At 67.6% G+C, this 20,628-nt stretch carries 10 protein-coding genes; 4 read left to right on the top strand and 6 right to left on the bottom strand.

Features of this window, described 5'->3' with window-relative positions; translation table 11 throughout:
- The first annotated feature begins 193 nt into the window (after positions 1 to 193).
- Positions 194 to 5,023 (top strand): MobF family relaxase, encoded by a 4,830-nt coding sequence (mobF, locus tag ACLZOT_RS15285; protein WP_416969408.1) that lies wholly within the window; start codon positions 194 to 196, stop codon positions 5,021 to 5,023.
- A gap of 14 nt (positions 5,024 to 5,037) precedes the next feature.
- Positions 5,038 to 5,334, top strand: a complete 297-nt coding sequence (locus tag ACLZOT_RS15280; protein WP_416969407.1) for a hypothetical protein — start codon at positions 5,038 to 5,040, stop codon at positions 5,332 to 5,334.
- Between the two features lie 566 nt (positions 5,335 to 5,900).
- Here ACLZOT_RS15280 and ACLZOT_RS15275 read toward each other — a convergent pair.
- The 3 genes from ACLZOT_RS15275 to ACLZOT_RS15265 form a co-directional block, all read right to left on the bottom strand.
- Complete coding sequence (locus ACLZOT_RS15275) at positions 5,901 to 8,405, bottom strand: DEAD/DEAH box helicase (RefSeq protein ID WP_416969438.1); 2,505 nt, start codon at positions 8,403 to 8,405, stop codon at positions 5,901 to 5,903.
- 667 nt (positions 8,406 to 9,072) lie between these two features.
- The gene (locus ACLZOT_RS15270) at positions 9,073 to 9,969 is read right to left on the bottom strand and encodes a hypothetical protein (RefSeq protein WP_416969406.1); all 897 of its coding nucleotides are present in this window, start codon (positions 9,967 to 9,969) and stop codon (positions 9,073 to 9,075) included.
- Positions 9,966 to 14,297, bottom strand: coding sequence for a DEAD/DEAH box helicase (locus ACLZOT_RS15265; protein ID WP_416969405.1), 4,332 nt, complete (start codon positions 14,295 to 14,297; stop codon positions 9,966 to 9,968). Before ACLZOT_RS15265 ends, ACLZOT_RS15270 begins: the two co-directional genes overlap by 4 nt.
- A 516-nt stretch (positions 14,298 to 14,813) precedes the next feature.
- Between ACLZOT_RS15265 and ACLZOT_RS15260 the strand changes: the two genes are divergently transcribed.
- Entirely contained in the window at positions 14,814 to 15,551 is a 738-nt protein-coding gene (locus tag ACLZOT_RS15260; RefSeq protein WP_416969404.1) for a hypothetical protein, read from the top strand.
- A 378-nt stretch (positions 15,552 to 15,929) separates the two neighbouring features.
- Here ACLZOT_RS15260 and ACLZOT_RS15255 read toward each other — a convergent pair whose 3' ends face one another.
- The 3 genes from ACLZOT_RS15255 to ACLZOT_RS15245 are packed head-to-tail and all read right to left on the bottom strand — an operon-like array spanning position 15,930 to position 18,864.
- Positions 15,930 to 17,228, bottom strand: a complete 1,299-nt coding sequence (locus ACLZOT_RS15255; RefSeq protein ID WP_416969403.1) for a DUF1173 family protein — start codon at positions 17,226 to 17,228, stop codon at positions 15,930 to 15,932.
- Complete coding sequence (locus ACLZOT_RS15250) at positions 17,225 to 18,427, bottom strand: hypothetical protein (RefSeq protein WP_416969402.1); 1,203 nt, start codon at positions 18,425 to 18,427, stop codon at positions 17,225 to 17,227. Before ACLZOT_RS15250 ends, ACLZOT_RS15255 begins: the two co-directional genes overlap by 4 nt.
- Positions 18,424 to 18,864, bottom strand: a complete 441-nt coding sequence (locus ACLZOT_RS15245; protein WP_416969401.1) for a hypothetical protein — start codon at positions 18,862 to 18,864, stop codon at positions 18,424 to 18,426. The genes ACLZOT_RS15250 and ACLZOT_RS15245 overlap by 4 nt, the downstream gene beginning before the upstream one ends.
- Positions 18,865 to 19,425: 561 nt before the next feature.
- Between ACLZOT_RS15245 and ACLZOT_RS15240 the strand changes: the two genes are divergently transcribed.
- Positions 19,426 to 20,607, top strand: a complete 1,182-nt coding sequence (locus ACLZOT_RS15240) for a hypothetical protein (protein WP_416969400.1) — start codon at positions 19,426 to 19,428, stop codon at positions 20,605 to 20,607.
- Positions 20,608 to 20,628 lie beyond the last annotated feature (21 nt).

Below are 20,628 nucleotides of genomic sequence, written 5' to 3'. Positions count from 1 at the left end.
GGGTTTTCCGCAGGTCCGCTCAGGAGAGCGGACCTGCGGAAAACCGAGAGCGCTTCGCGGTCGGAGGAGAAGGGGTGTGCAGGTCGGATCGTCGGCTCGGCTCGTTCCTCGCTCGCCAACTCCCCTTCCCTGCACATCCCTTCTCCTCCGTCAAAGCTCTTGCATTCACAATGACACTAGGTAATCTGAGAGCATGATGACCATCCACAAGCTCTCGATCGGGGATGGTTACCGCTATTACATGAGTGAGACCGTCACCGGAGATGTCCACCGTTCCTTGGACCGCGACCTGGTCGATTACTACACGGCCGAGGGAAATCCTCCAGGTGTATGGGTGGGCGGCGGGATCGCAGAACTTGGCGTCTCCGGAACGGTGACCGAGACGCAGATGGAAGCCCTGTACGGCGAGGGGCTGCACCCGGACGCCGACGAGATCATCGAAGCGGCCGTGGCAGAAGGGCTCTCGCCCGCCGAGGCCACCCGCCGGGCGCGGCTGGGCCGGCGCTTCTACCGCTACGAGCAGACCGCCGGCGCTCTCACCGCGACGATCCAGGACGGGATCGAGGCTCTCGAAGCCCGCAAGGGAACCCAGGCCACCGCAGAGGAACGCAGGAAGATACGCTCCAGGGCCGGGGCCGTCGCGTTCCGCGAGGACTTCGGCCGCTCCCCCAAGGATGCCGAGGAACTCGCCCGCTACATCAGCGCCAGCACCGCCGCGAAACAGCAGGCGGTCGCCGCATACGACCTGGTCCTACGCTCTCCGGAGGAGATCGGCAAGGCACTGTTCGGCCTGGGTGACGATGACGTGTGCCGGATCGTAATGGAGTGCGACGAGGAAGCGGTGCGCGAGACGATCCGCTGGATCGAGGAGCACGCGCTCGCCACCCGCACGGGCATCAACGGAGTGGCCCAGGAGGACGTGCGCGGCGGCTTGGTCGCCACCCTCTTCAGGCACCACGACAACCGGCTGGGAGAACCTCTCCTGCACCATCACCTGGTCGTGGCGAACAAGGTCCGCAGCCCGGACGGCAAGTGGCGTTCGATCGACGGGAAACTCCTGTACGCGATGGGGGTCGCCGCCTCCGAGTTCTACAACCAGGTCGTGGTCGAGACGGTGTGCGCGCGTCTCGGGCTGGAGGCGGAGGAGCGGGAGGTCACGCCGGGCAAGCGCCCGGTGATGGGAATCCGGGGCCTCGACCGCGGCGTCCTGGAGCCGCACACGCAGCGCACGCGCGACATCGGCAGGCACCTGGAGGAGCTGCTGCGGGCCTACCGTCAGGAGCACGGAAAGGAGCCGGGGACCGCAGCCCGGATGGCGCTCATCCAGCAGGCCACGCTGGAGACCAGACCAGCCAAGAAGCAGGGACGCTCCCTGGCCCGGATGCGGGCGGCCTGGCGCAGGAGAGCCATCGCCGCAGTCGGCCGCGACCGCGTCGACGCTCTGGTGCGCACAGCGCAGGCACAGGCGTCCTCAGGCTGTGACGACGGCGGGGAGTCCGCCCCGATCGACATGGCGCAGGCCGCCGAGGACGTCCTCGCCGTGGTGTCCGAGGCACGGGCGGTGTGGGGCGAGCGGCATGTCCTTGCCGAGGCCCGGCGGCACGTCGTACGGCTCACCCGGGGCCGCAGCACGGCGGCCGACCAGCTCGCCGAGCAGATCACCCGGCGTGTCCTGGAACAGGGGTCGCTGACCATCACACCGCCCGACCTGCACCGGCCGTTCGCCCCGCTCCTGCGGGCCGACGGCACGAGCATCTACCGGCGCCGCGAGTCCGTGCTGTACACCTCCAGGGAGGTCCTCGCGGCCGAGGACCGGGTCCTGAACGCGGCGCGCACCATGGTGGTCCCCACCCTGGCCAAGGACCGGTTCGCAGAGGTCGCCGACCGTTTCCAGGGCCATGCCCTGGATGCCGGACAGCGCCGGCTCGCGCAGGCCATCGCCTGCTCCGAACGGCTCGTCGTCGGCGGCATCGGCCCCGCCGGTGCGGGCAAGACCACCGCACTCCAGCTCGCCCGCGACGCGGTGGCCGCCGCCGGTCGACGGCTCATACCGCTCGCCCCCTCCTCGCGCGCGGCGAAGGTCATCGAAGCCGACCTCGGCATCGCGGCGTACACGCTGCACGGCTGGCTCGCCCAGCGCGATCAGCTCACCGACGGCAGCATCGTCCACCGCGTGCCGAGACGGCGCGACGGCAGACGCCGCAGGACCGCCGAGGAGCCGTACGAGCTGAGCCCGGGCGATGTCATCGTGGTGGACGAGGCGGGCATGGCGGGTACCCGCAACCTCGCGCGTGTGGTCGCCGAGGCGGAGTCCGCCGGTGCCCTGGTCCGGCTCATCGGCGATCCCGCGCAGCTCGGTGCGATCGAGTCGGGAGGCGTGCTGCGGGAACTCGCGCGCACGGTCGGGGTAGTGGAGCTGGAAGAGCTGCACCGGTTCCGGACCGAGGGCGAGGGCGAGGCGACGCTCGTCCTGCGCGACGGTGACCCGGCCGACGCCTGGCACTGGCATCTGGACCAGGGGCGGATTACGGGCGGCAGCCGCGAGGAGATGCTCGACGCCGTTTTCGCCGGGTGGCAGTACGACACCGAGGCCGGTCTCGATGCGCTCATGGTGGCCGACGACGCCGAGATGGTCCGCGAACTCAACCTGCGGGCCCAGGCCCTCCAGCTCGCCTCCGGACTGCTCGACCTGAGCCGGACCGCCGGGTTGCGCGACGAACTCCACGCCGCGGTCGGCGACATCATCGTGACCCGGCGGAACCAGCGCCGGCTCTCCCTGCTCGGGGGCCGCGACTACGTGAAGAACGGCGACCGGTGGCGGGTCGAGAGGATCGACCGGCGCGGCAACGTCCACGCCCGCCACACCGGCCACGGCGGACGGATCGTCCTCGCCCACGGCTACCTGCGCCGGCACGCCGAACTCGGGTACGCGTACACCACCCACCGCGCCCAGGGTGTCACCGTCGAGGCCGCCCACGGCCTCGTCACCGCGCGTACCTCCCGCGAGGCCGCGTACGTCGGTGCGACCCGCGGCAGCCTCTCCAACCGCATCTACGCCGTCACCGACGACGCGCAGAACATGCGTGATGTGCTGGACACCGTGGCCCGCAGCAGTCAGGCATCCGTCTCCGCCCACGAGATGATCCAGACCGAGCAGGACCGCTCCTCCAATATCGGCCAGCTCGTCGCCGAATACACCGACGTCTACGCCCGCGCCACCAGCCAGCGTCTCCAGAGCCTCACCCGTCGTGTCCTGGGTCCCTCGGCGGAGATGTTCATCGCCGCGGACGCCTGGGAGGTCGTCGAGCGGTCGCTGCGTGCCGCCGAGGCAGAAGGCTGGGACCTCGGCCTGCTTCTCCACAGCGCCTTCGGCGAGCGGGACTTCGCGGACGCGGACGACCCGGCTGCCGTCCTGGCCTGGCGCCTCGACCACCGTGTCAGGGACGGACGGCAGGCAGCCGAACGCGCCGCGCTCAGGGAGAGCGAGCCGGGCAGGAGCCGCCCGCTGAAGACACTCAGCGCAGAACACCTCGCGCGCCTCCTGGAGCGCGCCGAGCAGCACCGCAAGACCGCCCTGGACGAACTGCTGCGCGCGGACGCCGCCGTCGACAGCCAGCCCCGGCCCGTCACCGTGAACGGGCTTCCCCATCCTGCCTGGCCCGACCGCGCGGGCGGTCACCTCACCCGGGCCGAACTCTCCGCGGCCATCGCCCGAGTTCGCGCCGTGATCCGCCGCGCGCAGCACGACGGCGACCACGGCACCGAACGCGCTGCTGCCGGGGAACACGCCCTGCTGCGGCGCGAACAGCGGCTGCGCAAGGAGATGCCCGCGCGCGAACGGATGCGCGAGGACTGGCAGCGCGAACCCGTCCACGGCGCCAGCCACACCGCCCGTCAGCCGGTGGACGCCACCCGCGCCGAACGCACAGCCAACCTCCACCGCCAGGACACGGCCCGGGAACGGCTCAAGCGCGCCCAGCTCATCGCCGCGAGGGTTCGGGCCGAACAGCGGCTGCGCGACGAACTCCCGCACGCACCGGCACCGGTCCCCACCTTCAACGGCCGGCTGCCCGACTGGATCGCGCCCTCCGCCGCCGTGCGGGACACCGACACCCCGGAGGGCTGGCGCCAGCATCTGGTCGAACGGCGCATCGTTCTCTCCGAACGTCTGGCACAGACAGGACGCGCCCTGTCCGAGACCCCGCCCCCGTGGGCCCGGGTCCTTGGCCCGGTCCCCCTCGCGGGAACGGAACTCCGCGAACACTGGGAACGCACGGCGGCCGTGACCGACGTGTGGCGCACCCTGCGCTCCGTGGCCGACGACGTCCCCGGTCTCGGGGAACAGCCGGCCGATCCACGTGATGCCCATGCCTGGACCGTGTTCCAGCGGCGCATCGCCGACATCGGCCGACGCGCCCGCGCGTCCGCAGCCGCACGGCGCCGCCCCGACGAGCCGTCAAGCGGGACACGAATCGCCGCCCGCACCGCCGAGAACATCCACTACCGGCTGCTCGACGCCCGGATATCCAAGCCGGACGACCAGCAAGCTGTATCGGCCGCCGCTGCGGCATTCGCCGAACTCGCCCTGCGGCAGGCGCTGGACGCTCAGGAACCCGTCGAGGAGTGGGTCGAGCACATCCCCGCACCCGACGCGGACGACGACGCCCAGCAGGAGCAGTGGCAGCAACTCGTCGCAGCGCTCACCGTCTATCGGATGCTGAACGAGATCGACTCCGGCGAGCCTTTGGGAGAGACTCCTGATGAGGCCGAAGACCGCGAACGGTGGGCCGAACTGCACGAGGCCATGACGCTCTTCCAGCGCTCCCGCATCCAGCAGCGCCTGGACGAGATCCACAGCCACCGGGACACCGAACGCGCCCGGCGCGGCCTCGCCCCCATCACACCAGGCACACCGGCGGACGACCCCGTCCTCCGTCGGAAGACCGACACCGCACACGACAACCAGAACAGCAACCGGCGCCACGGCTCTCCCCCGGGACCACGCAGGACGCCGGGAGCGTGAAGGAGGAAGAACGAATGGACGAGAACGACGAGAACACCACCGCTGGCACAGGACTCACGGACCAGCAGCAGGAACTCCTCGCGCAGTTCGCCGTCCGGCGGGCCGCCCGGCTGGCCGTGGCCGCCAGCCAGACACCTCAGGCAGAACTTGAACTCCGCCTACGCGAGATGGACGAGGCCCTCGCGGCACATCCCGACCGTGACAACCCCCTGGTCCAGGAGAATCACGAACTCAAGCGGCACACAGCCATCCTCGAAGAAGCCATACGCGCCTTCATCGCCGGTGAACTCGTCGCCAGTACAAGGCCGTAGCGCTACTCACGTCTTGAAGCAGAATCCGCCCCACACCAGTCGGCGGCCATTCAACCACTGAAGGCGACGGTCCCCGTCGCGTCCGGCCACTGGCTGCCGTTCCCGGACGGCCGACTCCATCCCCGGCAGGTCTCAGGCACACCAGCCTCGAAAAACATGGTGAAAAAGTCCGCGATGGGATCTGTCCGGGCAGACCGGTCACGTGGTGAAGACCAGCCGCTGAGCAGCCCTGGACGAACCACGAAGAAGGTTGACGCTCCCTCACCCCGATCCTTCCTGAGCACTTGCCTCCGTCCCGTCGCCGCCACGATCACCGTCCTCACCGCCATGCGCCGGGACAACCGGATCTCCATCGGGCGTACCGCACTGCTCCAGTACTGCCAGCCCGACGCATCCCCCTCCACTGTGGGTGGCCAGTCAGATCTCCCCGCTTGCGGCCATCTGATGGGGAGGTAACTGGCCACCAGATCGGTGACCTTCTCAGCTCGACCCTGACGACGTTGCGACGCAGCACTCTGCTCGGCGGGGAATCCGAGCAGACCGCTGATCACGTGCAAGGACCTCACTCAGGAAGTGGCTGTGCCGGCGGCACCGATCGGGTACTCAGTGAGGCGCTCGCGGAGTTGTGAAGGCAGGAGGCCGTAGCGCTGGAACGTCGTAGCGATCAACGGTGTGAGCCCGGCGGCGTCACGGCCTGTCCGACCCGCGAGGAGTTCCTCCCAGGCGTGTTGGACGTCTTGGCCAATCTCCCAGATGGTTTCCGGATGGACGAGGTAGGCGTGGTCTTCGGCCCCGATGGCACCTGTCGGGTCGACGGCAGGCTTTGGGGAGATGAGGGCGGTGAAACTGCCGTCCGGGATGACCTTGTGTTTGCGGTCGCTCTTGAGGATTCGGAGTTGGTCGTTGACCTGCCGGATGTCCTTGTGGGCCATTACACCGTCAGGCTCCTGGTCGGATTTTGCCTCGACGACGGCCCACAGGTGATTGCCCCAGCACCAGGTGGAGTCGCAGCGGCCCGTGCCGGACGGCTTGTTCGCTTCTGCGCCGAGAAAGAGCCCGAGCTGGGTGAGGGCGGGCTCGTAGGCCGACGCCGCGGTCTCCTTGAGCCCCTCGATCATGTTCCCCAAGCGCTTGTCGAGTTGGCCGGGGGTGATCTTCCGCAGGAGGTTCATGGCAGTAGCCACGGCCTGGTCGTCATGGGCAGGCAGGGCAGGCGCCTCCATGGCGGGCAGGAGCGGCATGTACCTCGCCCATGTGCCCTCGGCAGTTTGCTCTGCCTGACGAATCAGGGCACGAGCATTCACGAGACCACCGCTGGCAGCAGGTGCACCGTCAGAGGCAGCGCGGTAGGCCCAGATCCCGGCGAGGTAGAGCCAGAACCCGCGGTATCCCTTGGTGGTGGCGCCGCCGAAGGAGAGCGCTTGTGCGACCTGTTGGGCTTTAGCACTGGCATCCTGCCACCGACCCTGCCCGGCGAGTGCGCACGCCTGGATCTCTGTGGGAACTGCGGAGAAGAGGATCTCGCTGCCATCTGGCAGTTCGCGGACGGCCTCGGCACGTAGCTGGGCGACGAACGGCTCACCGCTCTCGCGCCAGGTGTCGTCAGTTTCCTGAGACAGGAAGGCCGACACGTTCTCCAAGATCTCGGCCTGAGTGGTATTGATGCTGTTCTCCACCCCGAAGTTGATCTCAGCCTGCAGTTCGGCCGACAGAGCTGTCAGATTCTCCTGGCGGAGCAGGTACTTGGTAAGGTCCCCGAGAACGACGACGACCGCCCAGTCCGACGAACCACGGGTACAGCGACCGACACCTTGAACGACACGGGTGCGGACCCGCTCTGACAAAGCGGCGCCAGCGCGAACCCGACTCGACAGGAACCGCTCCTGCAGATGGTCGCGATCGGGAACGTTCTCGATGACCTCCAGACGGCAGCCGTGGTCGGGCAGGTCAAGGCCGTCATAGCGGCTGGCCAGCGCACACACCGCGTTCTGCTGAGCGACGAACGGGCCCATCCCGTGAGCGACGTCGTCGATGGTGAGCAGCGGCCAAGACGGTTGACGGACGTTGTCGGCAGTACGCACAGCGGTTGTCCTGTCCGGCGCTAGCACGAGGGCTTTCCCGGCCAGCTTGACGATCTCCTTGGTCAGCTCACTGGAGTCGCCGCCGTTGAGGAGACCTGGAAAGACGAAGAACCGCCGGCCAGAACGAGGCTCAGGCGCCGTCTCGGGCAAGCCCAGCCGCTTGATGCCGGTACGCCCGAATGCACGCTCAAGCTCGCCCGCCGCGCCCAGCGTGGCCGACAGGTACAGGCGCTGGCTAGCCTCAGAGAACAAGGTGTTCTCGCGGGTGGGCGGGATAAGCGGGCGAATCTGGATGCTGCTGTGTGTGACGTAGACGAGGCACGAGGCCAGCACATCCCGGATCATGGCGTAGCGGAAATACCATGGTGAGCTGGTCTGGGACAAAGTGCGGGAAAGCCGCTCGGGCATCTGGTCGTGACGGGCGGGCACGATGAACTGGACGGCGTTGTGATGACCGGATTCGGCCTTGGGCTTGAGCAGCCGCTGGGCCACTATGCCGTCCAGGGCAGGGGTCAGAATCTCCAGAAGCTCGACGTAGAGGTCGGGATTCGGTGAGTCGCCGCCCCACCGGTCAACGGTGACGCTGTACTGGTTCGCGACGTACTGCTCCCCGTTGTGTGCGTCATCAAAGATCAGGAGCTGGGGTGGGGCAAGCTTCGGGCTGCTGTTGAACACGGTGGTGTAGGTCGTGATGGCGACTGCCTTGCCCGACACATAACGCGCATCGTCCGAAGGGTCCCATGCGGTGTGGGAGCCCGTCAGAGTCACAGCCGGAATGCCCTCCCGGCCTGCCGCTGCCGCGACCTGCTTGGTCAGCTGTTCCGTCGGACAGGCGTACACCACCCGCTCCTTGCGCGTGCGCCTTCGCCATTCCGCGATCACCAACGCCGGGATTGTCTTGCCAGTGCCGGTAGGTAGCTCCAGTGCAAGATCTGCGGTAGCGACGTGGCTGTCTGCTGCATAGCGACGCAGCAAGTCACCCTGGTGCACCAGCAAGCCTGGCACGGCACCGGATTTGCGGGGTAGATCTGGATACAACGCCTCGGGCGTCGGGTACTTCGGTGCCCCCGTTGCGCCCCCCTTGAATGCCACCACGTCCCCTTCCGCTCACACCAATGTGGCCACTGACGGTAGCGGCACTGACCGCCAACCGGGACGTTTATCCGTCAACTGCCGCGTTCAGCTGGGCGTCAGCACCTACGCCTGCAGGGGCTCATGTAACACGTCTGGACTTTGGGAAACAGTCTGCCCTTGCAACGCCGCCAAGAGAGCGCCGATCAGGCACAGCAGCAGGGGACCTCACGTACGTCACTCCGTGTGACCGTTGCTCGCGACCCGGGGAGCGTATCCGGCCGCCGGTGGGGGCCGCGAGCGAGGAACCGCTGGCCGTACGTGGGGAAAAGATCTTGGTCACTGTCACTCCACCCCGGGAACCCCGGCAGCGTGAACCCCGGCACCGGCCTCCCGGGACAGAGTCGTTCCCACCGACGGGCGCTCGCATGCCAGGTCCGCGGACCTGGCGGTGTCCGGCCCTGCGGATCTCTACTCATCGCAGTGGAGGAGAACGAGGGTGGGGCCACCGCCCTAGCCAAACGAGAGGGTATCCGCGCATGTTAGGTGGTGGCAGGGACGGCGCCCAGTTCGGCATGGAACAGGTTCATGTGCGTTTCATGGTGAGTCGTTCGCGTAGCTGCGCGATGTCGAGCCCGAGTCGATCGGCGATCTCCGGGAGCCGGGCCTGGGGGATGGTTGAGGCCAGCCGGATGGCGTCGTCGTTCCACGCGCATTCGAGTGCTGTCCCTGAGAGCAGGTGGTTTCTTGCTTGTTCGGCTGCGTCGTTGACGAGGGCGTGAAGTTGTTCCTGGCCGGGTGCGGGTGCGGGGAGTGGGGGCCATGACGGTGGTGCGGGAGTCGGGAGGTCGACGGGGTCGGAGGTGTGGTCGGGTACAGGGGGAAGCTCGGCGCATTCCCTGTACCAGCTCCAGACATGGTGTGCGGGGACCTGGCGCTTCCCTCTGGGGGCTGTGCGGGTGGTGATGGCTTCGGGGTCCGGAGCGGCATCGGCCGTTTCGGTTGTCGGCTTCTGGAGGGGAAGGCCGCGGATGACCGCGAACTCTGCGGGGTTCGTGATCAGTCGGCGGGTGACGGCGTGTGCAAGGGCTGCTGCGTGTCGGCAGGGTGATGTCCCGCAGGTGCAGGCGAAGCCGATCTCGGTGAAGGCCGGAGCGACGGGGACGTTGCCGGTGTGGGCGGGGTCGGCGAGGCAGTCGGGAAGACCGCCCGCGCGTAGTTCCTTGTGGTGGCCGCAGTGGGAGGAGGCGGCGCGGACGATGGTTGCCTGTTCGTGCGTGAGTACGGGGAGGGTGATGACGGTGTGCGCTTCCTCGTTGCTGTGTCGTGCTGTTGCCATGGCGGTGGCTTTGCCGGGAGTGATGGCCAGATGGGTGATGCCGCCCGCGACGAGGTCGTTGTGGCCGGCGAGCAGTGTGGTCTCGTCGGATACGGCAGTGCGCAGAGCTGTCTCCCAGGCATCCGCCCATGCGTTTCGGCTCATCGTTGTGCTCCCAGGGCGATCAGGTCGCAGATCTGTTCGTCGGTCAGTTCGGTCAGTGCGGAGTACCCATCGGCAAGGACGGCGTCAGCCAGCGCGCGCTTGTGCTGGAGCAGCTCGTCGACCCGGTCCTCCAAGGTGTTCTCGGTGATGAGCTGGTGGACGGTTACGGTGCGTCGTTGGCCGAGCCTGTGTGCGCGGTCGATGGCCTGGCTCTCCTTGGCGGGGTTCCAGGGGCGGTCGAACAGCACGACATGGCTGGCTTGGGTCAGGGTCAGGCCGCTGCCGCCGGCTTTGACGGTCATGACCATCGTCTTGCCGGGACTCGACTGGAAGTCGTCGATCAGCCGTTGACGGTCCCGGCCTGCTGTGATGTCTCCGCTGAAGTAGAGCGGGTCGAGGCCGTGTGCGCGCAGGTGGCGGATGAGGTGGCGGGCCATGGTCCGGTAGCGGGTGAAGATCAGGGTGGATTCGTCAGGGCTGGAGAGCACAGGAAGGAGATCGTCCAGGGCGGCGATCTTGCCGGAACGTCCTGCCGCGTGCTGCGGGTCGTAGTCGCCGTCAAGGTGTTCGTCGAGGTACTGGGCGGGTGCGTTGCAGATCTGCTGAAGATCATTGAAGAGGGTCAGCAGCAGTCCCTTGCGATGAACGCCCTCGGCCGAGCGGATTTCGCGGAGGGTGTCGTCAGCGACTTTCTGATAGAGGGCGGCCTGTTCGAGGGTGAGGCTGACGACCCGTGGGCTGACGATCTTCGGTGGGAGTTCGGGGAGGATTCCGGGGTCGGCCTTCCGGCGGCGCAGCATGAATGCTTTGAGGAGGCCCGACAGACGTGTGGTGAGGTCGGTGTCGGTGATGTTTTCCTCGATCGGCCGGGCGAACTGATCGCGGAAGGTCCGCAGAGTTCCGAACAGGTTCGGGTTGAGCCAGTCCATCACTGACCAGGCTTCGGTGAGGTTGTTCTCCACGGGTGTGCCGGTAAGCGCGATCCGGACCGTGGGCTTGAGGCGTCGCATGGCGTGAGCCGTCGCTGTCCGGTGGTTCTTGATGATCTGGGCCTCGTCGGCGACGACCATGTCGAAGGGCTGCTGGACGAGAATGTCGATGTCCCGGCGGAGTGTTTCGTAGGTCGTGATCACAACGGAGCGGGGCGTCGCTTCATCCAGGGTGCGGTCCGGCCCGTGGTAGCGCACGGTGGGCACGCTGGGAGCGAAGCGGTGCACTTCCCGCTCCCAGTTGATCACCATGGAAGCAGGGCAGACGGTCAGCGTCGGGCCTGCTGTCTGGCGGTCCTGGTCTCGCCGGTGCAGGTGCAGGGCGAGTGCGGTCAGTGACTTGCCCAGGCCCATGTCGTCGGCCAGCAGTGCCCCGAAGCCGGCGTCGGTGGTGTTGGCCAGCCAGGCCAGGCCGAGTTGCTGGTAGTCGCGCATGGAGGCTTCGAGTCCCGGAGGAGTCGCTACCGGGGCGGTACGGGAACCGTTGCGCAGGAACTCCACGAGGTCGGCCAGGGACTCTTCTGGTTCGCACGCGAACGTCTTGCCGTCGATGTTGATCTGACCGCTGAGGGAAGCGCGCAGCGCCTCGTCGGCGGGGATCGGGGGCATTTGCCGGTCGGCGGCTCGTTGGGCTGTCTCCTCGTCGACAAGCACCCATGAATCGCGGACTTTGGTCAGCGGTACGGGAGTTCGAGCGAGATCGTCCATCTCGCGGTCGGACAGGTCCTGTCCGTTCACGGACAGCTGCCACCTGCCGTCCAGCACATCATCGAAGGTGAACTTGGGCCGTGCGGCGGAAGGCGGGCACGGAGGCCGGCGTCCTACCAGAGCCCGGGTGCGCAGGAGGTCCGTCCACTGTTGTTGCCACTCCACCCTCAGCCCGAACCGTTCCAGTTGCTGTCCGGTACGTCCCAGCAGCAGGACGGCTTCTGCGGCTGTGAGGGTGAACCTGTCGGGGACCTGCCGTTCCAGCAGCCGCTCGGCGGGTGTCCACGCCGATGCCGTACGGCGGATACGGCGGCGGACAAGGGCCACAAGCTGAGCATCGGTGGCCACTTGAGCAACAGGCTGCCATGTCCTCTGCTGAGCAACCGGGGAGTCCGGCCGGCGCACCCGCAGATCGGCCCACAGCAGCTCGGTGTCGCTCGGGCTGTCGTTCTTCGGAGCGTGTACCGACAGCACCAGTTCCAGTACTTCGGCAGCCGAGCGGCCATCCTCGAAGTCGTCGGCCCACTGCACGAGGGAGGGGTTGCGTTGCTGCTGGGGCACAGCCGCGGTGAACGGACCGCTGCCCAGGACCACGGACGTGCCCGGCCCTCTGAGCATGGCTTCCGCAACCGCGTCGAGCCCCGCACGGACCATCAAGCGCGGAGCCCACATCTGGTAGGGCTTCGTGTCCGCGACAGCACCGCAGTGTGCCGGGGGCACCATGGCCTGCCTCAGATGCCGGGCACGGGTCTTCTCCTCGCCGGTGAGCGGACCCACCCTCCACGTATCCGTGGCATCCTCGGCCAGCGACGGATACACCCGGCCACAGGCCACAGCCTCCAGCCCCAGACGGAGCACCTGCCGCCATACCTGGACCGAAGGAGCCTCCTTCCCCCGGTCCTGCTCAGCCGCAAGCGCGTTCACCAGCACCCGGACCGGTACCTGCCAGCACTCCACCTGCCGGGGACCGACCGCAGCGCCTTGCCCCGGCAGGACGAGGGTGACCGTGCAGGGCCGGATCGGCTTGTGACACGTCACCTCCACAGGCAGCCCGTCCGGGCGGTAGACCAAGAACCGAGTGACCGCGCCCTGCACATCGATCGTCAGCTCCGCGCCCTGTTGCAGGAGCGCGGTCAGTGCTGCCACGGCCGCGTAGACCTCGCTGCGGACAGCGACCGGCCCCGCAGGACCGTGGCGCAGACGATCGGCTTGTTCCCCTTCCAGCGGCGTGTACGCGGCAGCTGAAGGGGGCGCGTCCACCGGGGTGGCGAGCAGTTCTACCATCTCAGCCGCCGCGCGTCGCTGTGCTGCGCGCTTGGTCGACCCTGTCCCCTCGGTTCGAAGCCGCTCGCCGCCCACCCGGCACGTGACGGCGCCGCGGAACCCTGCCGCAGGATCGAGTTGGGGGTCCTCGACGTTCAGCTTGGTGATCTTGCTGGTCTGCTTCAGTTCGTTGAGCACCATCAACGGATTTCTGCCCCGGAACGCCGGCACGACGACACGGCCGCGCCGGACGCCGTCGGCCGGATTCATCGCGCTCTTCCACGCTTTCAGCAGTTCCCTGGCCGCCTCCTGGCGGGCGCTGGACCGGCCGAGAGCGCGTCCGGTGCCAGAGACCAGTTGCCCTCGGCTCACGCAGGCCGCGACACACACGAACAAGGGCTCCAGCCCGGTGATGCTGGGCTCGCCCTTGAAGGTCAGCTCGCTGAGCACGCCAGCTCCCTCCATCGAGCGGAGCTGGTCCTCAGGGGCCGATCCGTCGCTTTCACCCGACGCACCTGGCGCGGACCCAGCACCTTCCTGGGTATGCGACGGCTGAACGGGCAGGTCGGCAAGATCGGCCAGCACCCGGTGTGCCGCCGCCCCACGCGCGTGGCGTCTGGTGGAACGCCACGGACCGAGAAGAGTGATGGTCTCCTCATCGATCAGACACTCCACCCGAGACCGGAATACTCCAGTGGCCCCCTTCTTCTCCTCCTCGGAGAAAACCGGATTGGGATAGTTACGCACCGACTGATAGATCGTCAGTACGGACACGGCAGTCCCTGTCTCCGCACAAGCCGCCTGCAACGCGGCCCTTCGCGCCGGTCCCCACGCAGGGGACACCGCCCGGAACAACACGGCGTGCAGATCGCGGGGAAGAAGCGCTCCGGCACTGATACGCGTTGTCACTTCGGCCACAACAGCAGGTGCCACATGCCGCTGCTCCAGGGCCTGCTGCAACCGAGCGGCAAACGACTGGTCGCGGGCCTGGGCAGGAGCCGAGACGGCCGAGTACCGGGCCGCGGGCACCCAGCCCTGCTCGACGTCGGACTGCTCGACCGGTTCCAGCCCACTCATATGACCGAGCAGGCTCACGGCCGCGTACTGGTGGGCCGCCTTCCTGTTCGTCCGCGTGACCGTGGCGCCATGGGCGAAGTTCCCGGAACGACGCCAGCCCGCCTGCGCGCTGAAAACCTCTGAGCCCGCAGACTGCACGTCCCGGACGACGAACGCGGTCGGACACCCGGCATCCTGCGCGTACGAGTGAAGGACCGAGGTAGCGATCTCGGGACGCGCTTTGACCGTTACCCAGGCGGAAGCCATCACCGTGTGTGCCGACGCGAACTGCGGCACCTGGAGGAGGAGCATGCGGAGTTCTTTCACTCCCAGTCGGCCGGCGCCAGCCCGGACGGCCGCCTCAGCTGCCAGCCCGGACGGCAGTAGTCGATCGGCGCACGCCTTTTCCAGCAGGCGGGAGAAGACCTGTGGCTCCAGCGTTCCAAGATCTACGCGTGAGCCAGAGGACGGACGCAGAACGCGGGTCGACTGAGTCGGAGGAGGAGTCGCCATTATGGACCTTCACGGAACGTAGGCATCATCACGCGAACCGATGTGTTCGCGATCAGCAACAGATCGTGGCGAAGAGGTCATGCGCTGACCTGCGACACGACGCATCCGCATCCCTGGAACACTCAGAAGTGGTCAAGGGAGCGCGCCTCGTTGACGAGACGACTGCATCTCGCGATCCGTCAGCCGGGTGAACTTCTTCCGAGACTCGAATTATTTTTTCGAGACATTCGTTGAGGGAGTATGGCGAAAAACCCCGCTCCCCCAGCCGCCCTCTTCACCAAGGGTGTCCCCAATAGGGTGCACATGCCGGCACAGATGGCGGCCGACATCGCACGCCTCCTCGAACTCGGAAAGGGTGCCCTCGAAGAACCGGACATCACCCAAGCCGACTCCTTCGTGGAAACCCTCCGCAGAATCCTGCGTCCTCAGTGCGGCTACGGATACCGTTTCAAGAAATACGCTGGCTGCCCGATCGAAGTGAATGCAGCCGGGGAATCCTGCACCGAACATGCCGAATGGCCGCTGCCAGACGGCAGCGATCCCGATACCGCCCGCTGCCCGGGAACTCCCCCGGAAGGCGAGGGGACGGTGACATGGGTGACCAAGGGCATGACAGTACGTCTGTTCGGAGTCTCCGTGCGGGCAAAGACATCAGGAGCAGTCATTTCAATGCGCTGCCCCTATCCGAGGCGCGCGGATGGATCGCCTTGCGCCCTGCACGATCCGCGCCCGGAAGACCGATGCGGCTGGCCCAATTCCGACGGGCAACAACATTGCCAGGAAATCACCGCCCTGTACGGCTGCCCAGAGCACTACTCCAAGAAACTGTCCGAAGAGATCAAGAGAATCCGACATGCAGCCACCTGCGCATATTGTGGAGCGCAAAAGGGATACGCCTGCACGGGGAGAACTGAAGCATACAACGACAACGTGCATTATGCCCGCAAAAAGAAAACAGACCGCCAGGTTGACGAACGCCTGAGCAGGAAGGAAAATCCACCGAATAGCAAATTCTGGGAGCTGGCCACATTCTCCACCATCCAAAGTGGCTGACTGAAAGAAATCACCTCGGCGGCACTCAGTCTCTTTCATCCTAAGCACTGACAGGTCAAGTGCGTGTGCATCGCTTCCACGCACGGCCCTACCGATGCGGTTGGTCGACCAGCGTTTCCATCAGAGCAGTCACCAGGATTTGAGGCGGGCTAAGGCGCGTTATCCCGGAGTTCGGAGTCGGGTGTGGTCACGGTTGCACTGCTGGTAGGTCGCGGTGGTGGCAGTGGGGGTGCGGACGGTGGCACCGAATCCCTGGTAAGCCGGTCCACGAGGACGGGAATCTACGGATCAGGCATGTGTCGAGGCCGACTCCCGGCCGGAGCCAAGATTGCAATAAAACTGGTGGGTGATGTCGAATACTCGATCTCGATGTTGGGTTCATCGGTGGTGAACGTCGGGAATCGCCTCCGTCACCTCCCATTCGATCAGTCCGGCATCTCGGCTTTGGTAGTGGGCCTGTTTCACGCGCTTGCGCAGGTCGTACGACTCCCTGCCTTGGATTCCGTACACCTCCACATAGGAGTGAGGACGAGTGTCAGTGAGAACGAAGTCGGGAAATACTAGATCGCTGCCGTCGTACCGTACGGGTTTGACATAGGCGCGGCCAGCTTCGGTCAGAGCGTTGGCCATGACGACTTCGTGACTGGAGTCGGCTGGAATGTAGAGATTGCTGACCAGCATGGCGGCCATATCGACCACCCGGACGTTCCCTTTGGGGCTGAGTTCGACCAGGAACAGGCCGATCCTGCGGGAGCCATGTCCATCAGCGGTCTTGGAGAAGGCCGGGCGGTAGGAGCGGCGCAGTCGTTCGTCGAGGGCCGCGGTGGCGAACAGGGAGCCGTGGTGGTGGGCCAGCGTGTACCGGATGCCGTGCGGGGTTGCTGTGATGCCTCTGATCTCACCGAGGACGAGGCCGCGGCGCTGCGTGTCTCCGCGTCGCGCCAGGCGGGTGATCCGGAATGTCTCGAACACGGCGGTGTTGCGGCGCGCGTACTCCTTCCGGAAGGGCGGCACGACGTACAGGGCCTGAGCCAGTTCTTCGTGGTTGATGAAGCATCCGGCGATCTGCTCGCTCAGCCGCGCGTGGCAGACCCACCAGGTACGTCGGCGCCAGCGCGGATGCCATGCGGTGAGCTGGGCTTCCTCCCAGAGCCAGTGGAGAAGACCGAGAAGGCCGACGGCACGGCGGGAGGGCCCGTTGTTCTGTTCGGAGGAGGCTGCGGGTTCCGGCGCGCTGAGTTTGCGTGCGAGTGCGGCGGAGAAGCGGATCGCGACGCCGTCGTCTCCTTCGTGGATGGCTTCCGTGCTGTAGGCGTCGCGGCCGGTGAGTTCCGAGGCGAGTTTGTGGAAACCGCAGCTGGGTTCGTGGAGTTCGCCTTCCCCCGGCCAGCCGGCCAGGTGATCGCGGCCTGCGCGGCTGCACCGGATCACCAGCCGCAGTGCCGGTGTCGTGCAGAGACACTGACCGTGTCCGACTTCGGCCCGCGCGCGGGCGAAGAGAGCGGAATAGTCACCGGGGTGCTCGCGAAGGGTGTCCAGCGGCAGCGACTTGTCGGCCACCCGTACGAAGTCGGTCCGGTTGCTCCTGTTCGCGCCGTCGGCCTGGGGGCTGCCCGTGCCGGGCGGGCGGGGGTGGCCCGGCCGGGCGTGTCGTGCGCCGGTTTCGGGGGCTGTCATGTCGGGGCTCCTCCGTAGCCTGGTCCGGTCGCAGGGCGGTGGTGGCGGAGTTCTTCCTCGGCCTCGGTGTGCCGGCGCCGTCGATCCGCCTGCGGCGCCCTCCGGACGTCCTCATGCTGCGGAGGATGGTTGTCGTCGATTTGTGCGGCCACGGCGCGTCGTACAACGGCTTCTTCCGCTCTCTGGCGGGCGGTGAGCCGGGTGCGCCGCTGGATTTCCAGCGTGATGAGCTGCACCTCTGCGATGAGTGCCTGGGTATGGCTCATCGCCTCGGCGCCGACCGGGAGGGCCGGAGGACCGTCGGGGAGCGGTTCAGCGGTCCGGCTGAGTCCCTCGGCTGCGGTGAGTGTCATCTCCATGGCCTGACCGCGCAGGCTGCTCAGCTGAGGGTCGGTCAGCAGAGCCAGGGAGTCCGCGCGCATCAGCCGGGCCAGGGCGTCGAGCATGTCCGCCCGCCCGGGCATCTCCAGTCCGGCTGCCAGGCGGGGCTCCAGGCGGCTCTGGTTGGCCTCGGCCGGTGCGATCCGGTCCGCCCACGCCAGGAGATCCGCGCGCAGGAGCGTCACGGTCTCCGGGTCCAGACCGTAGCGGGCGAACGCTGTGTCCGGGATGTCGGCGACCTGGGCCAGCCTCACATAGACGGCTTCCCGCACCTGTGTCTCGGGGAGTTGCCGTAGCTCCGCGATCCCGGTGGTGTAGTCGGCCAGGTAGGAGTCGAGATCGCTGCGGCTCAGGTGCCGGCTCAGGACGGACAGGTCGACGAAGTCCTTCGCGGCGAGGCGGTGTTCGATCGTTTCCAGCTTGGCGTAGAGCAGTTCCCCGATGCCCGCGACCGGCATGCCCTCGACGACGGAGGGTTCGAAGAAGCGCGGCATGCGGGCCAGTTGAACGGTTACGTCGCCGTGCTCGGAGTGAGTGAACAGCAGGTCGTTGTACTGATAGCACCGCACGAGCGGATGGAAACCGCGGGTCTGGATCTCCTGGATCCGGTAGCCCTCGGCAGCGAGCGCCTCGATGACCGCTGTCCGCAGCACGGACGTCTCCTGGACCTGCTCCGTGAACAGGTCGATGTCCTCGGCGAGCCGTGCCCCGCCGACGCCGTGGATGCCGAGGGCGAGCGAGCCGGACAGGCAGTAGCCGTCCGGGCCGCAGACGGACAGCGCGATGCGGGCGACCGCGAGCATGTGCTCCGGGTTCACGATGTCCTCAGCTCCGGGAACCGGCACTCCCACACCTGCGTGACGGCCGGCGGCGCCAGCCGGAGGGGCCACAGGCTCAGCAACGCTTCGCGGTTGATCAGCGCCGCCTGCTCCGCCGCTGTACCACGCAGCAGCACCACGCGGTACAGCGCGGCACGTTGCCTTCCGTCATCGAGGTTCACACGCTCGGGCACCTCACCGTCGGCCAGACCGCGCGGAACGTCCACGAAACCGGATGCCGGGCCTGTCAGGAGGTCGAGGTCCTCGACCGCTTCAAACCGCCGGAAGAGCAGTTGGCTGCTCACGCCAGGCGCGGTGAGCGCGCCGGCGATGTCCTCGGGGATGAGTCCTTGCCGTGCCGCTTCGTCGATCATTGCCTGTTCCGCGCCCCGCAAGCGGGCCACGCGCGCGAAATCGGGCCGGGGAGTGCTGCCCATGTAGCCGTTTCTCCTTCCGCGATATCTCAAGTACCTGGATTGACAGACCAGTTGCAGTCGCATCGTCTGCCGTCCGCGCCCGCGGTCCCTACCCTCATCGGTCAGTGGTTTCGCGCCGCGCAGAAGCCGTCCGGCTGCCGCCAACACCACGATGACATACCCCATAGGGGTATATAAGGTTGTGGGGGTGCGGTGCCGGCAGGCCGCGATACACGTCCGAGAGCGGAGGACTCGATGAACGACTGTTCTACCCCTGTGCCGTCCGGTGCCCCCGGCATGGCCCCGGCGGGCGGATCGCGCCGTGGAGGGCATCGCGTCGTGGCGATGGGAGTGGCCGGGCTCGTCCTCGGCGTGCTGGCCGGGTGCGGCGGTACCTCGGGCGGTGGAGTCGGCCCGTCCCCGTCGGCGGCGCACAGGGCCTCGGGGCCGGTCCGGCTCCCGGTTCCGGACGGATTCGACTCCGGGAGCGGATGGAGCGCACCGGCGAACCCTGAGGTCTCCGACTTCGAAGCGGGTTCGAGCGGATTCCCTCTGGTGACCGTTGCGCCCAGGAGCGGTCTCGTGGTGCAGGCATCCGCCGACGGCTCGCGCGTGCGCGCCTTCTCTCTCCCCAGTGGCAAGACCGTGTGGACCTTCACTCCTACGTCTCTCACGAGTGCCCGAGCCGGTGTCTTCGTCCAGGAGACCAGTGCCGGTGAGAAGGTGCTGGTGGCCCGTCAGGGCAGGACCGGCGGCAGCGGCCTCGGCGTGTCGCGCCGTACGGTCACGGTCGACGTCCTCGCGGCGGACTCCGTCGGCGCGGCGACCGCCGGCCGTCACCTCGACCTGACGCCCCCGGACGACACCGCGTTCTCCTTCACGGCCACCGACTCCGGTTTTCTGGTCGGCCCGGTGACCGACGGTGTGCACGATGAGGCCGTCGTGATCGACGCCGGGACGGGGGCCGAGCGCACCGTGCGGTCGAAGGAGATGACGGTTTCCGGCTGCGGCGCGGGGTCCTGTGCCGTCGGGTCCTCGCCCGCCTTCGCCACCGCCCGGGGTGTCGTGTCCGCCTTCCAGCAGCAGGACGGCTGCGGGCAGTGGGCTCCGGCCGCAGCCTCGTGCGTGTACGGGTTCCAGGTCGGTGACGCCTGGACCAGCGGCAGCGTCGCCCCCAGCGGCATGCGCGCCGGCATCCCGCTCGCGGTCACCTCGCGCTACCTGGTGGCCGCCTGGCAGACCGGTGGCACACAGGCCGACCTGCCCGCGCTCTCCCGTACGCGGACAACCACCCTGGCGGTGCACGATCTCGCGACGGGCAGGATCGAAGCGCAGGTCGGCTGCACATCTGCCGACGCGCTCACTCTTGAGCCCGGGTCCGCCCAGTCCTCCACCCGTCTCTCGCCGAACGGTGCTTTCCTTGTCTCCGGACAGGCCGGTTTCGACCTCACGACCGGCCGCGGGCACTGCTTCACCAGCAGCGCCGACGCCCGGGGCATCGACCTGACCGCCGTGGCCGACGACGGCACGGCCTACGGCATCGTGCACACCGACGACGGCACGGAAGCCGCCTCCCTGTACGGGCGGCTGCCGATCTCCCAGGACGGGACCAACGCCCCCGGACGCGTCCCGGCTCGCGTCAGCCTGCGGACCGGCACGGTGACGGCACTGCCCGCAGCGTCCGAGGTTCCGCTCTACGTGGCGGCGGACGGCCATGGCGTCTTCCGCAGCCGCGACGTGGTCGCGGTCTATCCCTCTTCCTGATCTCCCACTGCGCTGGGCCCC

It is taken from the genome of Streptomyces sp. 4F14 (genome assembly GCF_048159485.1).
In the GTDB taxonomy this organism is placed as follows: Bacteria; Actinomycetota; Actinomycetes; order Streptomycetales; family Streptomycetaceae; genus Streptomyces.
This window is presented reverse-complemented; position numbering and strand designations above follow the sequence as displayed.